The organism is Streptococcus sp. 10824 (genome assembly GCF_013276595.1).
Classification (GTDB): domain Bacteria; phylum Bacillota; class Bacilli; order Lactobacillales; family Streptococcaceae; genus Streptococcus; species Streptococcus pseudopneumoniae.
In genome coordinates this window covers 20,010-42,290 of record NZ_VMLH01000056.1, presented here as the reverse complement: position 1 = coordinate 42,290, position 22,281 = coordinate 20,010, and the positions used below count along the sequence as shown (strand labels likewise).

The window sequence follows — 22,281 nt, the reverse complement described above, 5'->3', positions numbered from 1 at the left end:
GTGACGCATGGTTGGATAAAGTTATCGTTAACATTTCTAAAGCAGGATTCTTCTCATCTGACCGTACAATCGCTCAGTATAACGAAGATATCTGGCACTTGAACTAATACTCTTCGAAAATCTCTTCAAACCATGTCAGCTTTATCTGCAACCTCAAAGCTGTGCTTTGAGCAACCTGCGGCTAGCTTCCTAGTTTGCTCTTTGATTTTCATTGAGTATAAGATACAAGATTTATACTAATACATTTTGTAAAAAAGCGAGTTTCAATTGAAATTCGCTTTTTTAAATGTTGTGGATTTTAGTCAATCCTGTCTAAAAATAGAGAAATTATAGATACAGTGAAGGCTTTAAATGCTGGTTTTTACTGTCTTCAGCCTTATACCCCTTGTATTCGCTTACATAAAGTATTATAATATAATTGTAGGAAAGAAGGTGTTTTTATGTGGAAAAAATATTTTTCAAAATATAAATGGACGGATTTATTTTGGATTTTATTTGTTATTTTGACCTGCCTCTATATAGGTAACCATGATTTGTTTCCTCTCAATCATCAAGAAATCTCTCTTCGAGGTAGTTTCTGGGGGTCTGTACTTGCCTTATATCACTTGCTATTTATTGATAAGTTTGTTATCTCGAATCGAAAATAAATATGAGGTATATGCCTGACTGGCTACTTTTAATATTGATTTTGGAGGAAGATTTTGTCTCTATTATTTATTATTTTAAATTTATCTATTTTGTACAAGATTTATTCTTTGAGACGGGAAAAATCGAAATACTTGATTTATACGGCCTATATCATATTTGGGGTAAATGTACTATATGGTATTCAATGGTTATTAAAAGAACTGATTTCAACTATTTCCACTTAATATGTATGGAAACTCCAGTGATTTTTGCATAACAAAACGCATAAGATTAAGGTTTGAGTACCTGTTCTTATGCGTTTTTGTAATATTGAAGATTTTCGGTAAGTTTTATACCTTTGGGAAGTCTAGTTTAGAATGCTTTCCCAACCAGAATCTCAGCCTCAATAGTAATCTCTGTCAGTTGGCTCCAGTCAATCTTGCTCTGGTCAACGTGAAAGAGGAGAGGAGTCATACTGAGTAGGGCTTGGAGTTGTTCTACTGTGATAGTCTTAGTCAGAGAGGCAGTTTGGTTAGATAGGATGGTAAAGTGTTCTTGGAAATGATTTTTGATATTTTGGTTGGAATAGTCCTTGTTTGTCAGCTGGTCTTGTACCTTCTGACGGATTTCCTTGAGGTGATTTTCAGTTGGGATAACCTTGATCAAGATACCGTCTTTGGATAAAACGCGACGAAATTCTCCATAGTTGGCAGGTGAAAAGATATCTAGTAGGATATCCATGCTGGTGTCTTTTATAGGAAGACGAGCCAAGTCACCAACGAACCAATTGACTGCCCAGTTGGGTTCACTTTTAGCAGCGATTTGGACTGAATCTTTGGAGATGTCAAAGGCATAGAAAGTTTTTTCAGAGTGACTTTCTTGTAGTTTGCGAGAATAGAATCCTTCACCACAACCGATATCCAAAATTGTTGTGGTTGTTTTTGAGCTTGCAAGCAAGTCAGATACAGCATCTAAGATAGCTTGGTAAAAGCCGACTTCTAGGATTTGTTGACGGTTTTGAAAATTTTCCTTGTCATAGTTAGCAGATTGCTTGATTTGAGGTGCTAGATTGACATAGCCAAATTTCGCCAAGTCAAAAGAATGACGGTTGCAGCATTTGAGACTGCTCTCTACCAGAGTCAGATTTTCTTGGCAGATAGGACAGGCAAAGGCAGCCGCAGAAGCAAAACGCTGGAGTTTAGGTTTGAGGTTTATATTCATAGTTTAAGTGTATCAAAAGAGGTAAATGAAAGCAACTTTAGGATGATTTGTAATAGAATTAAATAGTAGTATCATTACTTTTCAAAGTGCCAAAATTAAATTGCTTTTATATCTAAATTGCTATATAATAATATCTAGGAGGAAATAAGTATGTTAAAAGAAGTATTAAGCGTTGCAAAAGTTGCGAAAAAATCATCACTCTTTTTGGGTGGTGTCGCATTTGGTACCCTTGGTTTGAAAATCTTAGCAAGTAAGGAAGCTAAAAAAGGTTATTCTAAAGCCTTGGCTAAGGCTTACAAATTGAAGGACGAGCTAGATGCATCTGTTTCTGTTGTGAAGCAACATGGAGACGATGTCTTGCAAGATGCCAAATATTTGTACGAGCAAGAGAAAAAAGAAGAGCAATTAGATAGCCTTATAGGAGAATAATATGTCTTTTAAAGTGCTACATAGAGGATACCAACATATCCGACTATCATCTTCTTTTTCACTCACCTTGGATATTCAAGACTATCTTCGTTCCTTGGCGAGAGATGAAAAGGGGATTGAGTCTATCCAGTTTTACATGGATCAACAGCACTTTACTCTACGTATAAAAGAAGGCTTTTCTGTATTAGATAATGCAGAAGCCTTTTTAAAAAGAATTGATAAAGGGAAAGTTTCTGAGTTGATGACTCTTCCCATTCGTAGAGAAGAGAGTGCTTATTCTATTGTTTCAGGTGCAGCGATTAAGCGTGTACTTTTTCGTAGTTTTGTGCCGTATCCTATTCGCTATATATGGACTTGTTATCAGGCTTTGGGTTATATTAGAGAAGCCTATCAAACACTAGCGCGTAAGGAACTAACGATGGAAGTCTTGGACTGTTCGGCGATTTTATTGTCCTTGTTTATGAACCAATCCAAGACAGCTAGCAATATCATGTTTATGCTTGATTTGGGGAATCATTTAGATCAGTGGTCCTTGAAAAAAACTGCAACAGATTTAGAACAGAGTCTTCTTTCAAAAGAGAGCGATGTATTCTTAGTGCAGGGCGATACGGTTGTTAGTATCAAGAGTTCCGATGTTCAAATCGGAGATGTCTTGGTCCTATCTCAAGGAAATGAAATTCTGTTTGATGGACAAGTAGTTTCAGGTTTAGGTATGGTCAACGAAAGTTCCTTGACGGGAGAGAGTTTTCCAGTTGAAAAAAGAGAGTCTGATTTGGTTTATGCAAATACAGTATTAGAAACTGGAGAGTTACGTATTCGTGTAACCGATAATCAGATGAACAGCCGGGTTTTACAACTGATTGAGTTGATGAAGAAATCTGAAGAAAACAAGAAAACGAAACAACGCTATTTTATCAAGATGGCGGACAAGGTCGTCAAATATAATTTCTTGGGGGCTGGGCTAACTTACCTATTGACAGGTTCTTTTTCTAAGGCTATTTCTTTCCTATTAGTCGATTTCTCCTGCGCTTTGAAAATCTCTACTCCTGTAGCTTATTTGACAGCTATTAAGGAGGGGTTGAATCGTGAGATGGTAATTAAGGATGGAGATGTTCTGGAGAAATATCTGGAAGTTGATACTTTCTTGTTTGATAAGACAGGAACAATCACAACTAGTTATCCTATAGTTGAAAAGGTGTTACCTTTTGGAGACTATAGTGAGGAAGATATTCTCAGAATCAGTGCCTGTCTTGAGGAACACATTTATCATCCTATTGCTAATGCCATCGTCAAGCAAGCTGAGATAGAGGGGATTGAACATGAGGAAATGCATGGGAAACTCCAATATATCGCAAGCAAGGGAATTAAGTCCCATATCGATGGTCAACCAGTTCTTATTGGAAATTATGTCTTGATGCAGGATGAGCAAATTCATATCAGTTCAGAACAAAATGCTTTAATTGAAGAGTACAAGAGTCACTACAATCTCTTATTCTTAGCCTACCAGAATGAATTGATTGGAATGTTCTGCATTCATACTCCTTTGAGAAAAGAAGCAAAAGCAGCCTTGGAGAAACTTAAGGCACAAGGGAAAAAATTGATTCTGGCAACAGGGGACACCTTGGTTAGAACAGAGGCATTAGTCAAAGATTTGCCCTTTGATCAGGTCTATACAGACTTGAAACCTGATGGAAAATTTGAGTTAGTAGAGGAACTACAGAAAGCAGGTCACACTATTTTGATGGTTGGAGATGGATTGAATGACTCAGCGGCTCTAACCCTATCAGATATCGGTGTGGTGATGAATGAGAGTGCAGATATTTCTAAGCAGATGAGTGATATCTTATTGTTAGATAATCGTTTGGATTTCTTCCAAGAGTTGGATTGGCTATCATCATCTTTGCAAACACTCATCAAGAAGAATATTCAAGATACCGTTGTCGTAAATAGTAGTTTGATTGGCTTTGGCTTGTTTAATTGGCTCAGTCCTTCAAATCTTTCTATCTTACATAATCTAACAACCTTACGTATTGTACTGCGTAGCCTGTCTATTAAGGGATAGGTGGGGACTATTAACAGCAAAAAGGAGTTACCTTTCTCGAGGGTAACTCCTTTTTTTATAGGTAAATGTTGAACAATTTAGTAAGTTAATACAAAGTATTTTTTCTTTCCACGACGGATAACAGTCAGTTCATTCTCTAACTTATCTGCGTCACTCAAGACATAGTCAAGGTCTTGGATACGGTCGCCGTTGACGTAGATAGCTCCGTTTTGGACATCTTCACGGGCTTGGCGTTTTGAGTTAACCACACCAGATGACACGAGCAGTTCCACGATATTGTGGTTTTCGTCTGCTTGAACTTGGTAGTTTGGCACACCACGAAGTCCTTGTTTAAGTTCTTTAACAGAAAGGTTTTTGATGTTTCCTGCAAAGAGCTGCTCAGTGATGTTGAGGGCTTCTTTGTAGGCTTCTTCGCCGTGAACAAGTGTAACGACTTCACGAGCCAAGACTTTTTGAGCCAAGCGTTCGTGTGGCGCTGCTTCAAATTGTTTACGAATGTCTTCAATCTCATCAAGTGACAAGAAAGTAAAGATCTTCAAGAAGCGAACAGCGTCAGCGTCCATAACATTCATCCAGAATTGGTACATTTCGTATGGAGAGGTCTTTTCAGGATTGAGCCAGACTGCGTTTCCTTCTGATTTACCAAACTTCTTACCAGTTGCATCTGTGATAAGCGGAACTGTGATAACGTGTCCAGTCTTGTCAGCTTTACGACGAAGCAATTCGGTACCAGCTGTCATATTTCCCCACTGGTCAGAACCACCGATTTGAAGAGTGACATTATGGTCTTGGTTAAGGACGAAGAAGTCGTACCCTTGCATGATTTGGTAAGCGAACTCAGTGTAAGAAATCCCTGTTTCAATCCGTTTTTTCACAGACTCCTTACTCATCATGTAGTTGACAGTGAAGTATTTTCCAATATCACGGAGGAAGTCAATGAAGCTGATGCTGCCAAACCAGTCGTAGTTGTTGACCATGACAGCCTTGTTTTCCCCATTTTCAAAGTCAAGAAAACGAGAAAGTTGTCCTTGGATAGACTTGACCCAGCCATCTACTGTGTCTTTTGTTTGGAGACTACGTTCAGCATCTTTGAAGGACGGATCTCCGATGAGACCTGTAGCACCGCCAACGAGCGCATAAGGTTTGTGACCTGCTAGTTGCAAGCGACGACTTGTCAAGATTGCGACAAGATGGCCTAGGTGAAGGCTGTCAGCAGTTGGATCGTAGCCAGTATAATAAGAAACTTGACCTTCTTCTAGGGCTTTACGCAAAGCTTCTTCATCAGTCGTTTGAAAAATCAAACCACGCTCTTTTAGCTCATCAAAAATGTGCATGTGTCTTTTCTCCTTTTTAAAATTATTGTTTCTACCTATTGTATCACAAACTTGGGCAATAGCCTAGCAGAATAGGGAAGAAAGTGGCTATTTTATTGAAAGTTTCCCTTTTGTGGTATAATAGATAGAGTGAGGAAGTCCATGCAAAATCAATTAAATGAATTAAAACGAAAAATGCTGGAATTTTTCCAGCAAAAACAAAAACATAAAAAATCAGCTAGACCTGGCAAGAAAGGTTCAAGTACCAAAAAATCTAAAACCTTAGATAAGTCAGCCGTTTTTCCAGCTATTTTACTGAGTATAAAAGCCTTATTTAACTTACTCTTTGTACTCGGTTTTCTAGGAGGAATGTTGGGAGCTGGGATTGCTTTGGGGTACGGAGTGGCCTTATTTGACAAGGTTCGGGTGCCTCAGACAGAAGAATTGGTACATCAGGTCAAGGACATCTCTTCTATTTCAGAGATTACCTATGCGGATGGGACGGTGATTGCTTCCATAGAGAGTGATTTGTTGCGCACTTCTATCTCATCTGAGCAAATTTCGGAAAATCTGAAGAAGGCTATCATTGCGACGGAAGACGAACACTTTAAAGAACATAAGGGTGTAGTACCCAAGGCGGTGATTCGTGCGACCTTGGGGAAATTTGTAGGTTTGGGTTCCTCTAGTGGGGGTTCAACCTTGACCCAGCAACTGATTAAACAGCAGGTGGTTGGGGATGCGCCGACCTTGGCTCGTAAGGCGACAGAGATTGTGGATGCTCTTGCCTTGGAACGCGCCATGAATAAAGATGAGATTTTAACGACCTATCTCAATGTGGCTCCCTTTGGCCGAAATAATAAGGGGCAGAATATTGCAGGAGCTCAGCAGGCGGCTGAGGGGATTTTCGGTGTCGATGCCAGTCAGTTGACTGTTCCTCAAGCAGCATTTTTAGCAGGACTTCCACAGAGTCCCATTACTTACTCTCCTTATGAAAATACTGGGGAGTTGAAGAGTGATGAAGACCTAGAAATTGGCTTAAGACGGGCTAAGGCAGTTCTTTACAGTATGTATCGTACAGGTGCCTTAAGCAAGGACGAGTATTCTCAGTACAAGGATTATGACCTTAAACAGGACTTTTTACCCTCGGGCACGGTCACAGGAATTTCACGAGACTATTTATACTTTACAACTTTGGCAGAAGCTCAAGAACGTATGTATGACTATCTAGCTCAGAGAGACAATGTCTCCACTAAGGAATTGAAAAATGAGGCAACTCAGAAGTTTTATCGTGATTTGGCAGCCAAGGAAATTGAAAATGGTGGTTATAAGATTACTACTACCATAGACCAGAAAATTCATTCTGCCATGCAAAATGCGGTTGCTGACTATGGCTATCTTTTAGACGATGGAACAGGTCGTGTAGAAGTAGGGAATGTCTTGATGGACAACCAAACAGGTGCTATTCTAGGCTTTGTAGGTGGTCGTAATTATCAAGAAAATCAAAATAATCATGCCTTTGATACCAAACGCTCACCAGCTTCTACTACCAAGCCTTTGCTGGCCTACGGTATTGCTATTGATCAGGGCTTGATGGGAAGCGAAACGATTCTATCTAACTATCCAACAAACTTTGCTAATGGTAATCCGATTATGTATGCTAATAGCAAGGGAACAGGAATGATGACCTTGGGAGAAGCTCTGAACTATTCATGGAATATCCCTGCTTACTGGACCTATCGTATGCTCCGTGAAAAGGGTGTTGATGTCAAGGGTTATATGGAAAAGATGGGTTACGAGATTCCTGAGTACGGTATTGAGAGCCTGCCAATGGGTGGTGGTATTGAAGTCACAGTTGCCCAGCATACTAATGGCTATCAGACCCTAGCTAATAACGGAGTTTATCATCAGAAACATGTGATTTCTAAAATTGAAGCAGCAGATGGTAGAGTGGTGTATGAGTATCAGGATAAACCAGTTCAAGTCTATTCAAAAGCTACTGCGACAATTATGCAGGGCTTGCTGCGAGAAGTTCTATCCTCTCGTGTGACAACAACCTTCAAGACGAATCTGACTGTTTTAAATCCTACTCTGGCTAATGCAGATTGGATTGGGAAGACTGGTACAACCAACCAAGACGAAAATATGTGGCTCATGCTTTCGACACCTAGATTAACCCTAGGTGGCTGGATTGGGCATGATGATAATCATTCATTGTCACGTAGAGCAGGTTATTCCAATAACTCTAATTACATGGCTCATCTGGTAAATGCGATTCAGCAAGCCTCACCAAGCATTTGGGGGAACGAGCGCTTTACTTTAGATCCTAGTGTAGTGAAATCGGAAGTCTTGAAATCAACAGGTCAAAAACCAGGGAAGGTTTCTGTCGAAGGAAAAGAGGTAGATGTTACAGGTTCGACTGTTACCAGCTATTGGGCTAATAAGACAGGAGCGCCAACGACTAGTTATCGCTTTGCTATTGGTGGAAGTGATGCGGATTATCAGAATGCTTGGTCTAGCATCGTGGGGAGTCTACCAACTCCATCAAGCTCCAGCAGCTCAAGTAGTAGTTCTAGCGATAGCAGTAACTCAACTACTACACGACCTTCTTCTTCAAGGGCGAGACGATAATTCTCTAAATGAAGTGGCCAATCAATGGATTGCCACTTTTTTCCTTTCGTGTTACAATAAGGGTATGAATCAGTATCAGAAAAAGATTGTTAACGGAAAAATTTATTCGCTCCTATCCGGCTTAATATGGGGAATCTGTGGAATTTTAGGAGAGTACTTCTTTACTCATTATCAGGTGTCTTCGGGCTGGATTACCTCTATGCGTTTGACACTGGCAGGGAGTCTTGTACTCATTTGGTCTGCAATACAATTAAAATCGCAAGTGCTAGATATTTGGCGAGACAAGAAAAATTACCTGCCCTTTTTAGCCTATGCTATTTTGGGGATTTTTTCAGTTCAGTATTTTTTCTATCTCTGTGTAGAATACTCAAATGCTACGACAGCAACTATTTTACAGTTTATTAGCCCTGTCTTTATCCTCTTTTACAATCGCTTGGTTTATCAAAAACGAGCGTCAAAAAGCGCTGTTTTCTATGTTTTGGTTGCCATGCTGGGTGTTTGCTTGATGGCGACAAAGGGAGATCTCTCTCAGTTATCCATGACACCACTAGCCCTTGTGACGGGATTACTGAGTGCTATGGGTGTTATGTTTAATGTTATCTTGCCCCAGCCTTTTGCGAAGCGCTATGGTTTTGTACCCACGGTTGGGTGGGGGATGATTTTGGCAGGTTTATTTAGCAATGTTCTCTCGCCAGTGCATCAGCTTTCCTTTACTCTTGATATTTGGAGTATCTTGATTTGTCTCATTATCGCTTTCTTTGGGACGGCTTTTGCTTTTTTTATTTCCATGAAGGCGGTGTCCTTGGTTTCTCCTTTGGTGGTTTCCGTTATCAGTGCCAGTGAACCTCTCTCTTCTGCTCTCTTGAGTGTTTTGTTCTTAGGCCTGGTAGTGGATTGGTCACTCCTTCTAGCTATGGCCTTGATTATTTTACCCATGATATTTTTGTCTATAGAAGAAGCGAAAGAAAGTAGATAAAAAGTCTTTTCTTAATTCTAAAAGTGTGCTATACTAGAATAGTCAATAAAACACGGGGAGATAGTTGTGAAGAGTGTTTTTAGGTTGTATCGGTAGGGGTTTGCTTTTACCGACAGCACGTTTTATCTCACATCCCTAAAAAATCATACCTAAAAACAGACAAAAAGGCTTCAAATTTGAGGCTTTTTTTGGTAGAATAGTTATCATTATAAAGAATGAGAGGTTTTTTTATGACTGCTACAAAAATGAATGCTCAAGAAATTATCCAATTTATCGCTAATGCTGAGAAGAAAACCAGTGTGAAAGTAACTTTTGAGGGACAACTCGCAACTGCTGTACCTAGCTCGGTTGTTAGACTAGGGAATGTTTTATTTGGAGACTGGAAGGACGTGGCTCCGCTTCTCAATGGTTTGGTAGAAAATCAAGACTATGTTGTTGAGCAAGATGCTCGCAATTCTGCAGTTCCTTTGCTAGATAAACGTGCTATCAACGCTCGTATCGAGCCAGGCGCTATTATCCGTGACCAGGTAGAAATTGGTGACAATGCTGTTATCATGATGGGAGCTGTTATCAATATCGGTGCTGAAATCGGTGCAGGAACCATGATTGACATGGGGGCTATCCTTGGTGGCCGTGCCATCGTTGGGAAAAACAGCCACGTTGGTGCAGGTGCAGTTTTAGCAGGTGTGATTGAGCCAGCTAGCGCAGAACCAGTCCGTGTTGGAGACAATGTTCTTATCGGTGCCAATGCAGTGGTTATCGAAGGAGTCCAAATCGGTAGTGGTTCAGTTGTCGCAGCAGGAGCTATCGTTACCCAAGATGTTCCAGAAAATGTAGTAGTAGCAGGTGTTCCAGCTCGAATTATCAAAGAGATTGATGCCCAAACTCAACAAAAAACAGCGCTAGAAGATGCGCTTCGTACCTTGTAATTGTAAAAGAAAAATAGAGGCGGAACCCTTTTCCAGCCTCTTTCTGCTATATGGGAGGATAGATAGATGTTAGATTTGATTCAGATTAGACGAGATTTGCACCAGATTCCAGAGATTGGCTTGGAGGAGATCAAAACTCATGCTTATTTGCTGGATGTGATTGAGAAATTGACTGCGGGCAAGGAGTTTGTTCAAGTTCGTACTTGGCGGACAGGTATTTTGGTTTACTTGCAGGGAAGTCAGCCAGAGCGTACTATTGGTTGGCGGACGGATATTGATGGTCTGCCTATCGTTGAACAAACAGGACTTCCTTTTGCTTCTCAGCATCAAGGTCGCATGCACGCTTGTGGCCATGATTTCCACATGACTATTGCCTTAGGCTGTCTCGAGCGCGCCCTTGAGGAACAACCTAAAAATAATCTACTCTTCCTGTTTCAGCCTGCTGAAGAAAATGAAGCTGGTGGCATGCTCATGTATGAGGATGGTGCTTTTGGAGACTGGTTGCCAGACCAGTTTTATGGGCTTCATGTTCGACCAGATTTGAAGGTTGGTCAGATTGCGACCAATACTCATACACTCTTTGCAGGAACTTGCGAGGTGAAGATCCGTTTCAAAGGAAAAGGAGGACACGCAGCCTTTCCACATGAAGCTAATGACGCCTTGGTGGCAACTAGTTACTTTGTGACCCAGGTGCAGTCAGTTGTCAGCCGCAATGTCAACCCAATCGAGGGAGCGGTGGTGACCTTTGGAGTTTTCCAAGCTGGAACAACCAACAATGTTATCACAGATACAGCCTTTTTGCATGGAACTATTCGGGCCTTGACTCAGGACATGAGTCTCTTGGTACAAAAGCGGGTCAAAACAGTTGCAGAAGGAGTTGCAGCTGCCTTTGATATGGAAGTCGAAGTGGAACTCAAACAAGGTGGATACCTACCTGTTGAGAACCATCCAGCCTTGGCGCGTGAACTAATGGACTTTTTTGAAGAGAAAGACGGAATTGAGTTGATTGATATCGAGCCTGCTATGACAGGCGAGGACTTTGGTTATCTCCTTTCAAAGGTTGATGGCGTGATGTTTTGGCTGGGTATCGATAGTCCCTACGCCCTTCATCACCCTCAGATGGCTCCTAAGGAAGAAGCATTAGCTATTGGGGTGGATGCGGTCTCTAGTTTCCTGAAAAAGAAGGCAGCAGAGTAGAGGGGTTGTCTATGAAATCGGAACTACGCAAGCAAGTCTTGCAAGAAATGAAGGCTATATCTCAAGAGCAAAAACAGGCTATAGAGCAAGCTTTAACCGAGCGGCTTTTACACCATCCCTTCTACCAAGAAGCCAAGGTCATCGCAACCTATCTCTCTTTTCCGCACGAATTTCAAACGCAGGGATTGATTGAGCAGGCGCTGAGGGACGGCAAGAAGGTTCTGATACCCAAAACCTATTCCAAGGGGCGCATGGACTTTGTGGTCTATGATCTGCAACAACTGGTCAAAACTTCCTTTGGCTTACTGGAACCACAGGGAAATTTGGAAGTGGTAGATGCCTCTCAGATTGATTTGATTCATGTCCCAGGGCTGGCTTTTACGATGGAAGGCTATCGGATTGGCTATGGCGGAGGTTATTATGACCGCTATCTGGAACAGTTTACTGGTCATACTTTGAGTACGGTTTATCATTATCAAGTTCAGGACTTTATCCCTGAAAACCATGATATTCCTGTTCAGGAGGTTTTGATTGATGAAGGAAATCTTTGATAGGCGTTACCCTGTGACGAGTTTCTTTCTTTTAGTGACGGCCGTGGTATTTCTACTAATGTTGGTAACTACAGGAGGAAACTTTGACAGGGCGGATACTCTATTTCGATTTGGAGCCATGTATGGGCCTGCCATTCGCCTCTTTCCCGAGCAAATTTGGCGTCTCTTTTCGGCTATTTTTGTTCATATTGGGTGGGAGCATTTCATTGTTAATATGCTTTCACTTTATTATCTTGGAAGGCAGGTAGAGGAGATTTTCGGTTCTAAGCAGTTTTTCTTTCTCTATCTTTTATCAGGAATGATGGGCAATCTCTTTGTTTTTGTATTTAGTCCCAAATCCTTAGCAGCAGGTGCATCCACCTCTCTTTATGGTGTATTTGCCGCGATTATCATTCTTCGCTATGCAACTCGTAATCCTTATATCCAACAGCTAGGACAGTCTTATCTGACACTTTTTGTGATTAACATTATTGGAAGTGTTCTGATTCCAGGAATCAGCCTAGCAGGCCATATCGGAGGTGCAGTTGGTGGCGCATTTCTAGCAATTATCTTTCCAGTTAGAGGAGAAAGACGGATGTATAGTGCTAGTCAGAGACTGGTAGCGTTAGTCTTGTTCGTAGGACTCGCAGTCTTACTTCTCTACAAGGGAATGGGATGAAAATTTGTGGAATGAAAAAAGATAAGGCATTTTTTGAACCTTATCTTTTTTTATTTTATACTCAATGAAAATCAAAGAGCAAACTAGGAAGCTAACCGCAGGCTATACTTGAGTACGGCAAGGTGAAGCTAACGTGGTTTGAAGAGATTTTCGAAGAGTATTATTCCTTCTCAGCCAATTCTTTTCCCAGTTGGATGAGGTAATCTTTTAAGTCATCTTTGACTTGTGGATGTTTGAGGGCGTAGTCAATAGATGTTTTCATAAATCCAAACTTATCCCCAACGTCGTAACGAGCTCCTGTAAATTCACGGGCGAAAACACGTTGTGTTTTATTAAGGGTATCAATAGCGTCGGTAAGCTGGATTTCATTTCCCGCACCAGGAGCTTGCTTTTCGAGGATGTCGAAAATTTCTGGTGTGAGAAGATAACGACCGATAATTGCTAAATCACTTGGTGCATCTTCGGGAGCTGGTTTTTCAACGAAAGTTTCGACACTGTAGAGACCATTAATCCCTTCACCTTGAGGAGCGATAACTCCATATGATGAAACATCTTCGTGTGGTACGGGCATGACAGCAATGGTTGATGCGTGTGTCTTTTCGTAATCATTCATCAGTTGTTTTGTCAAAGGAACGGCATTCTCGTCTGTGATGTCCATAAGGTCATCACCCAGCATAACAACGAAGGGCTCATTCCCCACAAAAGCTTTGGCTTGTAAGACAGCGTCTCCAAGACCACGAGGGTGAGTTTGGCGGATGAAATGAAGGCGCATACCAGTTGCTTCATCTACTAATTTTAACAGATCTGTTTTCCCTTTTTCTTTGAGATTATATTCCAATTCAAAGTTTGAATCAAAGTGGTCCTCAATAGAACGTTTTGATTTACCAGTGACAACCAGAATATCTTCAATACCTGATTTGAGAGCTTCTTCCACGATAAACTGGATAGTTGGTTTGTCTACAATTGGCAACATTTCTTTAGCAAGGGCCTTGGTTGCTGGTAAAAATCGAGTTCCTAGTCCAGCGGCAGGAATGACTGCTTTTCTAACTTTCAGTGCCATAAGAATCCTTTCTCTAGAGGGTTAAGACCACTCATTTTCTGCTTTAAATTCATTGTTCATGATATTATAAATGGCATCTTTGATATTGGTTCCTTGGTAAATAACTTGGTAAATGGCATGCGTAATCGGCATATAGACTCCAAGTTCTTGCGCTAGCTCATAGGCTGCTCGAGTCGTTGAAATTCCTTCAATCACCATGCCCATATTGGCTTCGATATCAGCTAGGGATTCTCCACGACCAAGAGCATCTCCGGCTCTCCAGTTACGAGAGTGGATGGAGGTTCCTGTTACGATCAAATCTCCCACACCAGATAAGCCGCTATAGGTCAGTGGATTAGCCCCGAGTGCTACCCCTAGGCGGGTGATTTCTGCCAAGCCTCGAGCGATGATGGCTGCCTTAGCGTTGTCACCAAATCCCAAACCATGTAAAGCTCCGGCACCGACAGCGATAATATTTTTGAGAGCACCAGCGGTTTCGACCCCGATAACATCCGTATTGGTATAAAGTCGGAAGTAGTGATTACTAAATAGCTCCTGAACGTATTGAGCTGTTTGTAAATCTTTAGAAGCAGCAGTTATTAAAGTTAGGTCACGCACAATGGTCTCTTCTGCATGACTAGGTCCTGAAACAACGACGATATCACTACGGAGATGTTCAGGAATTTCTTCTTCAAGAATGGTTGATAATCGTTTATGGCTATCAGGTTCTAATCCCTTTGATGCGTGCATGATGATAACCTTATGGTCCAAGGTTTGTGCAACTTGTTGGGCAACAAGTCGTGTCACTTTTGTTGGGACAACAAACAAAATCGCATCCACATCTCTCAGTGCCTCTGCTAAGTCGGTGTAGGCAATGATATTTTCATCTAGAACGACATCTTTAAAGTAGTGTTTGTTAGTATGATAGGTATTAATTTCATTGATTTGTTCGGGAAGATTTCCCCAAATACGTACCTCGTGTCCATTGTCATTTAAGACTTGTGAAAGGGCAGTTCCCCAGGAACCAGGCCCCAAGACGGCGACGGTTTGTTTTTTCATGATTTCCTCCTTAATAGAGTCCTTTCTCTTATTCTATCATATTCTAGAGGATTTTGCACTTGCATTGCTGGGAAGTGGTGTCTTTGTGACTTCAAAAATACACAAAAACCGGGGCTAGTATTAAACTCTCAGTCTTTAGTTAAAGTGAGAAGAAATCTGATAGATAGTTTGATTCAGTATATGCTTATAATAGAGGTAAACAACTCAGGAGGTTCTTGTAGCTTGCGAGAGTTTGGCGAAAAAATTAAAAGATTACGTTTGGCTAAAAAAATCAGTAGTTCAGAATTTTGTGGCGATGAGTCTGAATGAAGTATCCGTCAATTAATTAGAATTGAAAATGGAGAATCCAGACCAACACTAACAAAGTTAAAATATATCGCTGAACGTTTGGGGGTTGAAGATTACAAGTTGATGCCAAGTTATATAGAGTTGGATAAGGAATACCTAGAATTGAAGTATTTCTTGATGAGGACTCCTACATACGAAGATGAAACTATCGCCCAAAAGAAAGAGAGTGTTTTTGATAAGATTTTTGAAGAGTATTATGATAGGCTACCTGAGGAAGAAAGATTTATCATCCCAAATTATTCATATCTGGCACTAACGAACTACACAGTTCAAAAATCACCAGAAAAGCTAGTTAAACTACTGTCCTTCTGGTGATTTTGCTTAATTTCTGATGTTCGAGACATAATTGAGGAGATTTGTCTTGATTTTTTCCTAAAAAAGGGTAGACTCCTCCCTTGGTTTGATGCTCGATTTTTAAAATAAGGTGACTTATTCTGTTAGGCATGTTTTCCCCTGCCCTCTAGCTCTATATGGAACAGGGAGTATCAGATTTATCTGGCAGATTGTATCAAATAAGGCTTGAAATTGTTTTGAATAGGCGTATAGACTTGAGAATTTGAGAATATGTCGTCTAGCAGTAGAGACATATTTTCCGGCAATATGAAGGAAGAGAGGTCGAAAACGCTTGATAGTCAAGACCTTTACTTCATCACCAGCTAGCTGCTTTAAAAAGAGGTAGAGATTATAAGCCAGATAGCCCATCATCATACGTACTTCATTCTTAACCATGGTCGAACTATCTGTCTTATCCCCAAAGAATCCTGCTTTCCTTTCTTTGATAAAGTTTTCAGCATTCCCTCGTTCACGATAGAATTGAAACAGCTCCTCACTATCTACACTGCTTAAATTGGTCAAATGAACTTTTTTACAACCATAAAAAAGAGCACTTAATCGTACTCTTCTCTTTTAAGGATTAGTTGAATTAATTCAAATCCACTAGTTCTCCTGTTTCTAGGTAGACTAGGCGTTCACAAATGTTAGCAATGTAATCAGCGAAGCGTTCCAGATGACCTATGATATAAAGGTATTGAGTTCCATTGGGAATTGAGGTTTCTTGGTCTTTCATAAGTCCAATGATTTCCTTTGATAAGGCATAATAATATTGGTCAATCTGTTCATCTTTTTGAGCAATACTAATAGCTTTTGAGGCTTGGTGCAAAGGAAAGGCAACCAATAAATCGGCTAGCATGCTGAGGGATAATTTACCCATTTGGTGTAACTGTTCTTCGTCAGGGGCTAGTTGATTTTCTTTTAGTTGCAAAACAGCTTTAGCAATGCCTGCCATATGGTCTCCCATACGTTCAAGGTCTGAACAAGAAGACATGATGCTAATCACAAATCGAAGGTCAGACACTTGTGGCTGTTGCAAGGCCAACAAACGGGCACAGGTCAATTCGATAGCGCTTTGACCTTGGTTGATAGCATGATCCTTATTGATAATTAGCTCTGCCATCTCCTTGTCTTTGGAGGCTAAGGCCAGTAAGGTTTTTGAAGCTGTTTCAAGGACAAGTTGCCCTAGTCCTAAAAAGGATTGTTCTAATTCATGCAATTCTAAGTCAAATTGATTTCTCATAGGTTTTTCCTTCCTTATCCGAACCGTCCTGAAATATAGTCTTCTGTGCGCTGATCTTTTGGATTGGTAAACATGTCAACGGTATCTCCAAATTCGCAAATTTCTCCTGTTAAGAAAAAAGCAGTTTTATCTGAAATACGTGAAGCTTGTTGCATGTTATGGGTAACAATGATAATCGTATAATCCTTTTTTAGTTGCTGAATGAGGTCTTCAATTTTTAAAGTGGAGACAGGGTCTAAGGCTGAAGTCGGCTCATCCATTAACAGAATATCAGGTTCTACTGCTAAAGCTCGCGCAATGCAAAGGCGTTGCTGCTGACCGCCTGATAAGGACATGGCACTCTTTTTAAGATTATCTTTGACTTCGTCCCAAATGGCTGCCCCTTTTAAAGATTTTTCCACTAAGGCATCTAATTGTTTTTTGTCTCGAATACCATGTGTCCTTGGGCCATAAGCCACGTTATCATAGATAGACATGGCAAAGGGATTAGGCTGTTGAAAAACCATCCCTACACGCTTACGTAGCTGATTAAGGTTGAATTTGCTACTATAAATATCTTGCTCATCTAAGAGGACTTGGCCTTCAATATGGCAAGAAGGAACCAAATCGTTCATCCGATTAAGGGTTTTTAGAAAAGTTGATTTACCACAACCAGATGGGCCTATCAAGGCAGTAATCTGTCTTTCTGGTAATTGAATCGAAATATTTTTTAAGGCTTGAAAGTCCCCGTAAAATAAGTCTAGGTGTCTGACTGAAAATGTTCCCATACTAGGAAGCTCCTTTCACAAGTTTTCGAGATAATAAGCTTGATAGAGTATTTATCATTAAAACAGTAATAATCAAAATCACACCGGTAGCATAGGCTTCATTGACATGTAGCCCCTCACTTGACAGCATATACATATGCAGGGCTAGAGAACGACCTGAAGACATGAGACTACTTGGCGTATTGGTAGAGGTACCTAATGTATACATGAGGGCAGCTGTCTCACCAACGATACGGCCAATAGCTAGTATCACTCCAGCTAAAATACCTGGCATGGCAACTGGTAGAACAATTCTAAAAACAGTCCGTAACTTACCTGCCCCAAGTCCATAACTTGCTTGACGCATGCTATCACTAACAGATAAAAGGGCTTCTTCTGTTGAGCGAATAATGACTGGCAACACCATGATGACTGAGGTTAAGATTCCTGATAACAGAGAGTATTGAAAACCTAAGAAGACTACAAAGAAGAGCATGCCAAACAGACCAAAAACAATGGAAGGAATCCCAGACAAGGTATCTGAGGCCAATCGCATGATTTTAACACAAAGGGAATCTTTTTTTGTATATTCCACAAGATAAAAACCAGCAAAAATCCCTATGGGCAAGGCTAAAAGAAGAGCACCAAAGACCAGAATAACGGTGGAAATAATCGCTGGCATAAGGGAAATGTTCTCAGAAGTATAAGTCCAAGAAAAGAGGGATAGACTTAGATGAGGTAAGCCTTTGATGAGGATAAAACCAATGATTAAAAAGAGAGAGCCAAAGGTTAAAGCTGAAAAACAATAAACGAGAAGTTTTAGCAGGTATTTACTCATAAGATGATTTTCCTTTCAAGTAGGCAAAGTAGGCATTAATCAAGAGAATAAGGAAAAAGAGAACTGCTGAGGTTGCAATAAGGGCTTCCCTATGCTGACCTGATGCGTAAGCCATTTCCAGAACAATATTGGTTGTTAAGGTTCTGGTTCCTGAAAAGAGTCCACTTGGAATAATCGGCTGGTTGCCTGCCACCAAAATAACTGCCATGGTTTCGCCTACTGCGCGACCGATTCCTAAAATAACTGCTGATAAAATACCAGATCTCGCAGCTGGCAAGATGACACTAAAAATACTCCGTTCATGACTAGCTCCTAGAGCCAAGCTACCAGAATAATACGTTTTGGGAATTGTTCGGATAGCAGATTCTGACAAACTGATAATGGTTGGCAAAATCATTATTCCTAATAGTAACGAAGCGGTTAGGACACTCATGCCATTTCCTAAAAAGGTTCTAATCCAAGGCACCAATAATTGTAGGCCGAAAAAACCATAAACAATAGATGGAATGGCCGCCATCAAGTTGATAGCTGATTTTAAGAAGCCATAGACGGGCTTTGGACAATAATAAACCATAAACACCGATGTCAAGATGCCTGTTGGCACCCCAATCACAATCGCTCCTAAGGTAATTAATAAGGAACCAACGATCATTGGTAAAATACCATAGCTTGCCGGAATGTTAGTTGGCGACCAATCACTGCCTAATAAAAAACGGGCAAAGCCGTAGTTAGCCATGAAAGGTAAGCCATTACTAAAAATAAAGAAACAGATTAGCAAAATAGCTACAACAGCTACTGTTGCACTCATGAAAAAAATTGCCCTAAAAACTGCTTCTTTGAAGGCTTGTTTTGTCACATCTTGTCCTTTCTAGTGAAGAAAGTAAGGGAGATACGACACCTCCCTACTTGCCTTCTTTATCTTATTGTACGATGAAACGTCTGCATCTCTTTAGAGATTTATGGAGCAAACATTTTATTTAATTTTGTCCCAGGTGGTTAATTTGCCACTAAAAACGTCTGCAAGTTTAGCCATACTGACTTGGCTTGCCTTATTGTCATTATTGACCACAACAGCAATACCGTCTAAAGCAATAGCATCATGGCTGAGACTCTCACCTTCTTCAGGAGTTAATTCCCTAGAAACCATACCAATATCAGCGGTTTTCTCCTTAGCAGCGGTAATACCTGCTGAAGAGCCATTAGAGGTAATATCAATCGTAACTTCTGGATTTTCTTTTTTATAAGCTTCTGCTAATTTTTCCATTAAAGAAGATACTGAAGTGGAACCTACAACAGACAACTTGCCTGATAAGTGTTGGCTTGTATATTCTGTGGTTTCGGTTTTAGCTTCAATAAATTTATTATCTGTGACCACTTGTTGACCTTGTTTGGAGTGGATAAAGCTGATAAAATCTTGACCTAGCTTGGAAAGATTAGAAGACCAAACAATGTTGAAGGGACGTTGAAGAGGGTATTTACCATCTAAAACTGTGTCTCGACTAGCCTTGATACCATCAATCTCTAAAGCCTTGACAGATTTCGTTAAAGATCCCAAGGAGATGTAGCCGATAGCATTAGCATTCCCTTGAACTGCTGAGAGAACACCTTCTGTGCTATTTTGAATCACAGCTGTTTTGGCAGTGTTGTCAATTTTTTTATCACCGTCTTTTTTGAGAATCCCTGTGATTTCTGTGAAGGCACCCCGTGTTCCAGAGCCATTTTCTCGTGAAATCACCTCAATCGTTTCTGAAGCTGACTGTTTGGAAGCAGATGACTGATTGCCACAGGCAACAAGCCCAAATCCTGATAAGCCAATGGCTGCAAGAGTAAGCATTTTTTTGAATTTCATAATAATCACCTTTATTTCTATGTATTTTTCTTGTGTAGGATTACTACACTTATAGTCTAACAAGTCTTTGTAAAGGTTTATCCCTGATTCATGTAAAGATTGTGTAAAGAATCAAAAAAAGCCACTTTTGAAAAGTGGCTGCTCCTAAAAATAGCTTTAAAAATTATTAGTCCTGTGCGAAAGATTGGTTAGGAAGAAAAATCGTGAAGCAACTGCCTCTGCCAAGCTGACTCGTCACCGTGACTTGGCCACCTAATAATTGACTAAGTTCTTTGACAATAGCAAGGCCAAGACCAGTGCCACCAGTTTGTCTGCTTCGACCTTTATTAACTCGGTAAAAACGTTCAAAAATACAATCCTGCTCTAATTGACTAATACCAATCCCTGTATCTGACACAGAAATCTTAATGCCTTCGTTCACCTTTTGGGTCTTGACCTCAATTTTTCCCCCTTGTTCAGTGTAACGGATGGCATTGGTTAAAAGATTGAGTAAGATTTGGGAAAGTAATTGACTATCTGATACGAGGGTGACATCATCTGGCACCTGCACCTTTAGCTGTAAATCCTTCTTCTTGAGCTGAGGTTGCAAGCTTTGAGTCAAATCCTGTACAAATTCTGCCAAAGAAAGGGTCGTCCATTGTACAGGCATTTGTTGAGCCTTAGATAAGGTAAGAAGATGCTCAACAATATGTTCAAGACGCAAGCTTTCTTTGTAAATAATGTCTAGAAAGTCATCCTTGAGCGCTTCTTCTTCAACTGACATCCCCTTAATGGTTTCAGCAAAGCCCTTAATCGAAGTAACTGGTGTCCTCAATTCATGGGAGGCATTTGAAACAAAGGCTAAATTTAACTTTTCATAAGTTCTAATCGTTGTTAAATCATATAGCAAGACGAGCACAGCTTCCACAGATTGGGTGGGGCTAAAAACGGGAACTGCTGTCACTTCTAAAATCAAGTCACCCTCATGAAACCCACTTACTTCTTGTTTTAACCTTGTTTTTTGATCAAAGGCTTGGTGAACTAAATTCCGAATATCCATCCGTTTGAGGTCATCAAGTGAACTTATGTCGCCGTCCACATCGGGAAAATAATGAGGCAGAGAGCGACTGGATAATAACATCTGACCTTGAGCGGAAACTAAAAACGTCCCCATGGTTAGGTGCGACAGAAGAACCTCCATTGTTTCGGCTAGGTCCTTGTATTGCTGATCCTGTTGGGAGACTTTGGTTTTTAGGCCAGACACATACTGAGCCAAAGACTTTAAGTCTTCTTGCCCTTTTTCTAAAAAGTATTCACTACTGGTCAAGAGAGGTTGGTGCAAGGTCTCAAAAGCAACTTCCCATTTCCAAAGGCAAAAGAGCCAGTAGCCACCTAGTCCCAAAGAAAGGGCTAGAAGAAAGAGACCGATGCCTTTACTGATCCAAGTTAATGCCATCCCTGCAATCAGAATGAGGCTAACACTTAGATTGACTAGCCAAAATTGAAGGTAGCGTTTCATCTATAACTCCTTGAACTTATAACCATAACCCCGAATGGTTCGAATAAATTGAGGGGCTTTAGGATTGTCTTCAATTTTTTCCCTCAACTTACCAATATGAACGTCCACCAAACGTGTTTCCTGCCCAAAGTCATACCCCCAGATACGTTCCAAAAGACGCTCTCTAGTCAGTGTCATGTTGGGATGTTTCATAAGATAGAGCAAGAGTTCAAATTCTTTTGGGGTCAAACTCAGTAACTTATTCGCCTTGTAGACTTCATGACGCTCAGGGTATACTTTCAAGGTCCCAAATAGCCAAGAATCGTCAGCGATATTATCTGAATCATCTCCTTCTTGTTCTCCTTTAGTTCGCCTGAGGACAGCCTTGACACGCGCCAGCAATTCTCTAGGGCTAAAAGGCTTGGTCAGGTAGTCATCAGCCCCTAATTCCAAGGCCAAAACCTTATCAAATTCATCACTTTTCGCAGAAACCATCATAATTGGAGTTTTGACGCCTTTGGCTCTCAGCCGCTTACAAACTTCCATGCCATCTAATTGTGGTAACATGATATCAAGCAAGATAAAATCAAAGGGTTCTGTTTCTGCCAAAGCTAAGGCCTTCCGTCCATTTGTTACCAATTGAGTAGAAAAGCCTTCCTTACTTAAATGGTAGTCAAGCAATTTCAGAATGTGTTCTTCATCATCCACTAATAAGACTTGTTTTGTCATCTATTATCTCCTATTGGTAACATTATAACACA

General features: G+C 40.6%; 21 protein-coding genes and 1 pseudogene. 10 read left to right on the top strand and 12 right to left on the bottom strand.

Features of this window, described 5'->3' with window-relative positions; all coding sequences use genetic code 11:
- Window positions 1–440: 440 nt before the first annotated feature.
- Window positions 441–647 carry a hypothetical protein gene (locus HT701_RS11865; protein ID WP_000265678.1) on the top strand — a complete coding sequence of 69 codons (207 nt, stop codon included), beginning with the start codon at window positions 441–443 and terminating at the stop codon, window positions 645–647.
- A gap of 352 nt (window positions 648–999) precedes the next feature.
- Here HT701_RS11865 and HT701_RS05675 read toward each other — a convergent pair whose 3' ends face one another.
- Complete coding sequence (locus HT701_RS05675) at window positions 1,000–1,848, bottom strand: putative RNA methyltransferase (RefSeq protein ID WP_001024685.1); 849 nt, start codon at window positions 1,846–1,848, stop codon at window positions 1,000–1,002.
- 150 nt (window positions 1,849–1,998) lie between these two features.
- Here HT701_RS05675 and HT701_RS05670 point away from each other — a divergent pair, with 150 nt between their 5' ends.
- Both HT701_RS05670 and HT701_RS05665 read left to right on the top strand, forming a co-directional pair.
- Window positions 1,999–2,277 (top strand): DUF6110 family protein, encoded by a 279-nt coding sequence (locus HT701_RS05670; RefSeq protein ID WP_000910903.1) that lies wholly within the window; start codon window positions 1,999–2,001, stop codon window positions 2,275–2,277.
- 1 nt (window position 2,278) lies between these two features.
- Window positions 2,279–4,339 carry a heavy metal translocating P-type ATPase gene (locus tag HT701_RS05665; protein ID WP_119919434.1) on the top strand — a complete coding sequence of 687 codons (2,061 nt, stop codon included), beginning with the start codon at window positions 2,279–2,281 and terminating at the stop codon, window positions 4,337–4,339.
- A 77-nt stretch (window positions 4,340–4,416) separates the two neighbouring features.
- Here HT701_RS05665 and tyrS read toward each other — a convergent pair whose 3' ends face one another.
- On the bottom strand, window positions 4,417–5,673 hold the full coding sequence (tyrS, locus tag HT701_RS05660; RefSeq protein WP_000546884.1) for a tyrosine--tRNA ligase: 1,257 nt from the start codon (window positions 5,671–5,673) through the stop codon (window positions 4,417–4,419).
- Between the two features lie 141 nt (window positions 5,674–5,814).
- On the opposite strand from tyrS, the gene pbp1b reads away from it, so the two are divergent.
- The 6 genes from pbp1b (at window position 5,815) to HT701_RS05630 (ending at window position 12,591) form a co-directional block, all read left to right on the top strand.
- Window positions 5,815–8,280, top strand: coding sequence for a penicillin-binding protein PBP1B (gene pbp1b / locus HT701_RS05655; protein WP_054388468.1), 2,466 nt, complete (start codon window positions 5,815–5,817; stop codon window positions 8,278–8,280).
- A 64-nt stretch (window positions 8,281–8,344) separates the two neighbouring features.
- Window positions 8,345–9,256, top strand: a complete 912-nt coding sequence (locus HT701_RS05650) for a DMT family transporter (RefSeq protein ID WP_054388467.1) — start codon at window positions 8,345–8,347, stop codon at window positions 9,254–9,256.
- A gap of 230 nt (window positions 9,257–9,486) precedes the next feature.
- Window positions 9,487–10,185 (top strand): 2,3,4,5-tetrahydropyridine-2,6-dicarboxylate N-acetyltransferase, encoded by a 699-nt coding sequence (gene dapD, locus HT701_RS05645; RefSeq protein ID WP_000127477.1) that lies wholly within the window; start codon window positions 9,487–9,489, stop codon window positions 10,183–10,185.
- A gap of 66 nt (window positions 10,186–10,251) precedes the next feature.
- Entirely contained in the window at window positions 10,252–11,382 is a 1,131-nt protein-coding gene (locus tag HT701_RS05640; protein ID WP_023933685.1) for an N-acetyldiaminopimelate deacetylase, read from the top strand.
- An 11-nt stretch (window positions 11,383–11,393) separates the two neighbouring features.
- Window positions 11,394–11,933: a 5-formyltetrahydrofolate cyclo-ligase gene (locus HT701_RS05635; RefSeq protein ID WP_000834335.1), complete on the top strand. Its 540-nt coding sequence runs from the start codon at window positions 11,394–11,396 to the stop codon at window positions 11,931–11,933.
- Window positions 11,917–12,591 carry a rhomboid family intramembrane serine protease gene (locus HT701_RS05630; RefSeq protein WP_054392634.1) on the top strand — a complete coding sequence of 225 codons (675 nt, stop codon included), beginning with the start codon at window positions 11,917–11,919 and terminating at the stop codon, window positions 12,589–12,591. Before HT701_RS05635 ends, HT701_RS05630 begins: the two co-directional genes overlap by 17 nt.
- Before the next feature lie 160 nt (window positions 12,592–12,751).
- Here HT701_RS05630 and galU read toward each other — a convergent pair whose 3' ends face one another.
- Both galU and HT701_RS05620 read right to left on the bottom strand, forming a co-directional pair.
- Window positions 12,752–13,651: a UTP--glucose-1-phosphate uridylyltransferase GalU gene (gene galU / locus HT701_RS05625; protein ID WP_050392047.1), complete on the bottom strand. Its 900-nt coding sequence runs from the start codon at window positions 13,649–13,651 to the stop codon at window positions 12,752–12,754.
- A gap of 21 nt (window positions 13,652–13,672) precedes the next feature.
- Window positions 13,673–14,689 carry an NAD(P)H-dependent glycerol-3-phosphate dehydrogenase gene (locus HT701_RS05620; protein WP_119919435.1) on the bottom strand — a complete coding sequence of 339 codons (1,017 nt, stop codon included), beginning with the start codon at window positions 14,687–14,689 and terminating at the stop codon, window positions 13,673–13,675.
- A gap of 411 nt (window positions 14,690–15,100) precedes the next feature.
- On the opposite strand from HT701_RS05620, the gene HT701_RS11760 reads away from it, so the two are divergent.
- Window positions 15,101–15,352 carry a hypothetical protein gene (locus HT701_RS11760; RefSeq protein WP_007284768.1) on the top strand — a complete coding sequence of 84 codons (252 nt, stop codon included), beginning with the start codon at window positions 15,101–15,103 and terminating at the stop codon, window positions 15,350–15,352.
- 114 nt (window positions 15,353–15,466) lie between these two features.
- On the opposite strand, the pseudogene HT701_RS05610 reads toward HT701_RS11760, so the two are convergent.
- The 8 genes and pseudogenes from HT701_RS05610 to HT701_RS05575 form a co-directional block, all read right to left on the bottom strand.
- A pseudogene (locus tag HT701_RS05610) lies at window positions 15,467–15,898 on the bottom strand (transposase); the annotation flags it as partial.
- 61 nt (window positions 15,899–15,959) lie between these two features.
- A complete protein-coding gene (gene phoU / locus HT701_RS05605) occupies window positions 15,960–16,610 on the bottom strand; it encodes a phosphate signaling complex protein PhoU (RefSeq protein WP_001245788.1) in 651 nt (216 codons plus the stop codon).
- A gap of 14 nt (window positions 16,611–16,624) precedes the next feature.
- Window positions 16,625–17,377 carry a phosphate ABC transporter ATP-binding protein PstB gene (gene pstB / locus HT701_RS05600; RefSeq protein WP_023935337.1) on the bottom strand — a complete coding sequence of 251 codons (753 nt, stop codon included), beginning with the start codon at window positions 17,375–17,377 and terminating at the stop codon, window positions 16,625–16,627.
- Between the two features lies 1 nt (window position 17,378).
- A complete protein-coding gene (pstA, locus tag HT701_RS05595) occupies window positions 17,379–18,194 on the bottom strand; it encodes a phosphate ABC transporter permease PstA (RefSeq protein WP_000049768.1) in 816 nt (271 codons plus the stop codon).
- Window positions 18,187–19,050 carry a phosphate ABC transporter permease subunit PstC gene (gene pstC, locus HT701_RS05590; protein WP_119919437.1) on the bottom strand — a complete coding sequence of 288 codons (864 nt, stop codon included), beginning with the start codon at window positions 19,048–19,050 and terminating at the stop codon, window positions 18,187–18,189. The genes pstA and pstC overlap by 8 nt, the downstream gene beginning before the upstream one ends.
- 117 nt (window positions 19,051–19,167) lie before the next feature.
- Window positions 19,168–20,043, bottom strand: coding sequence for a substrate-binding domain-containing protein (locus tag HT701_RS05585; RefSeq protein WP_023939915.1), 876 nt, complete (start codon window positions 20,041–20,043; stop codon window positions 19,168–19,170).
- Window positions 20,044–20,209: 166 nt separating this feature from the next.
- The gene (locus HT701_RS05580) at window positions 20,210–21,541 is read right to left on the bottom strand and encodes an ATP-binding protein (RefSeq protein ID WP_172931288.1); all 1,332 of its coding nucleotides are present in this window, start codon (window positions 21,539–21,541) and stop codon (window positions 20,210–20,212) included.
- Entirely contained in the window at window positions 21,542–22,249 is a 708-nt protein-coding gene (locus HT701_RS05575) for a response regulator transcription factor (protein ID WP_000166475.1), read from the bottom strand.
- Window positions 22,250–22,281: the final 32 nt, after the last annotated feature.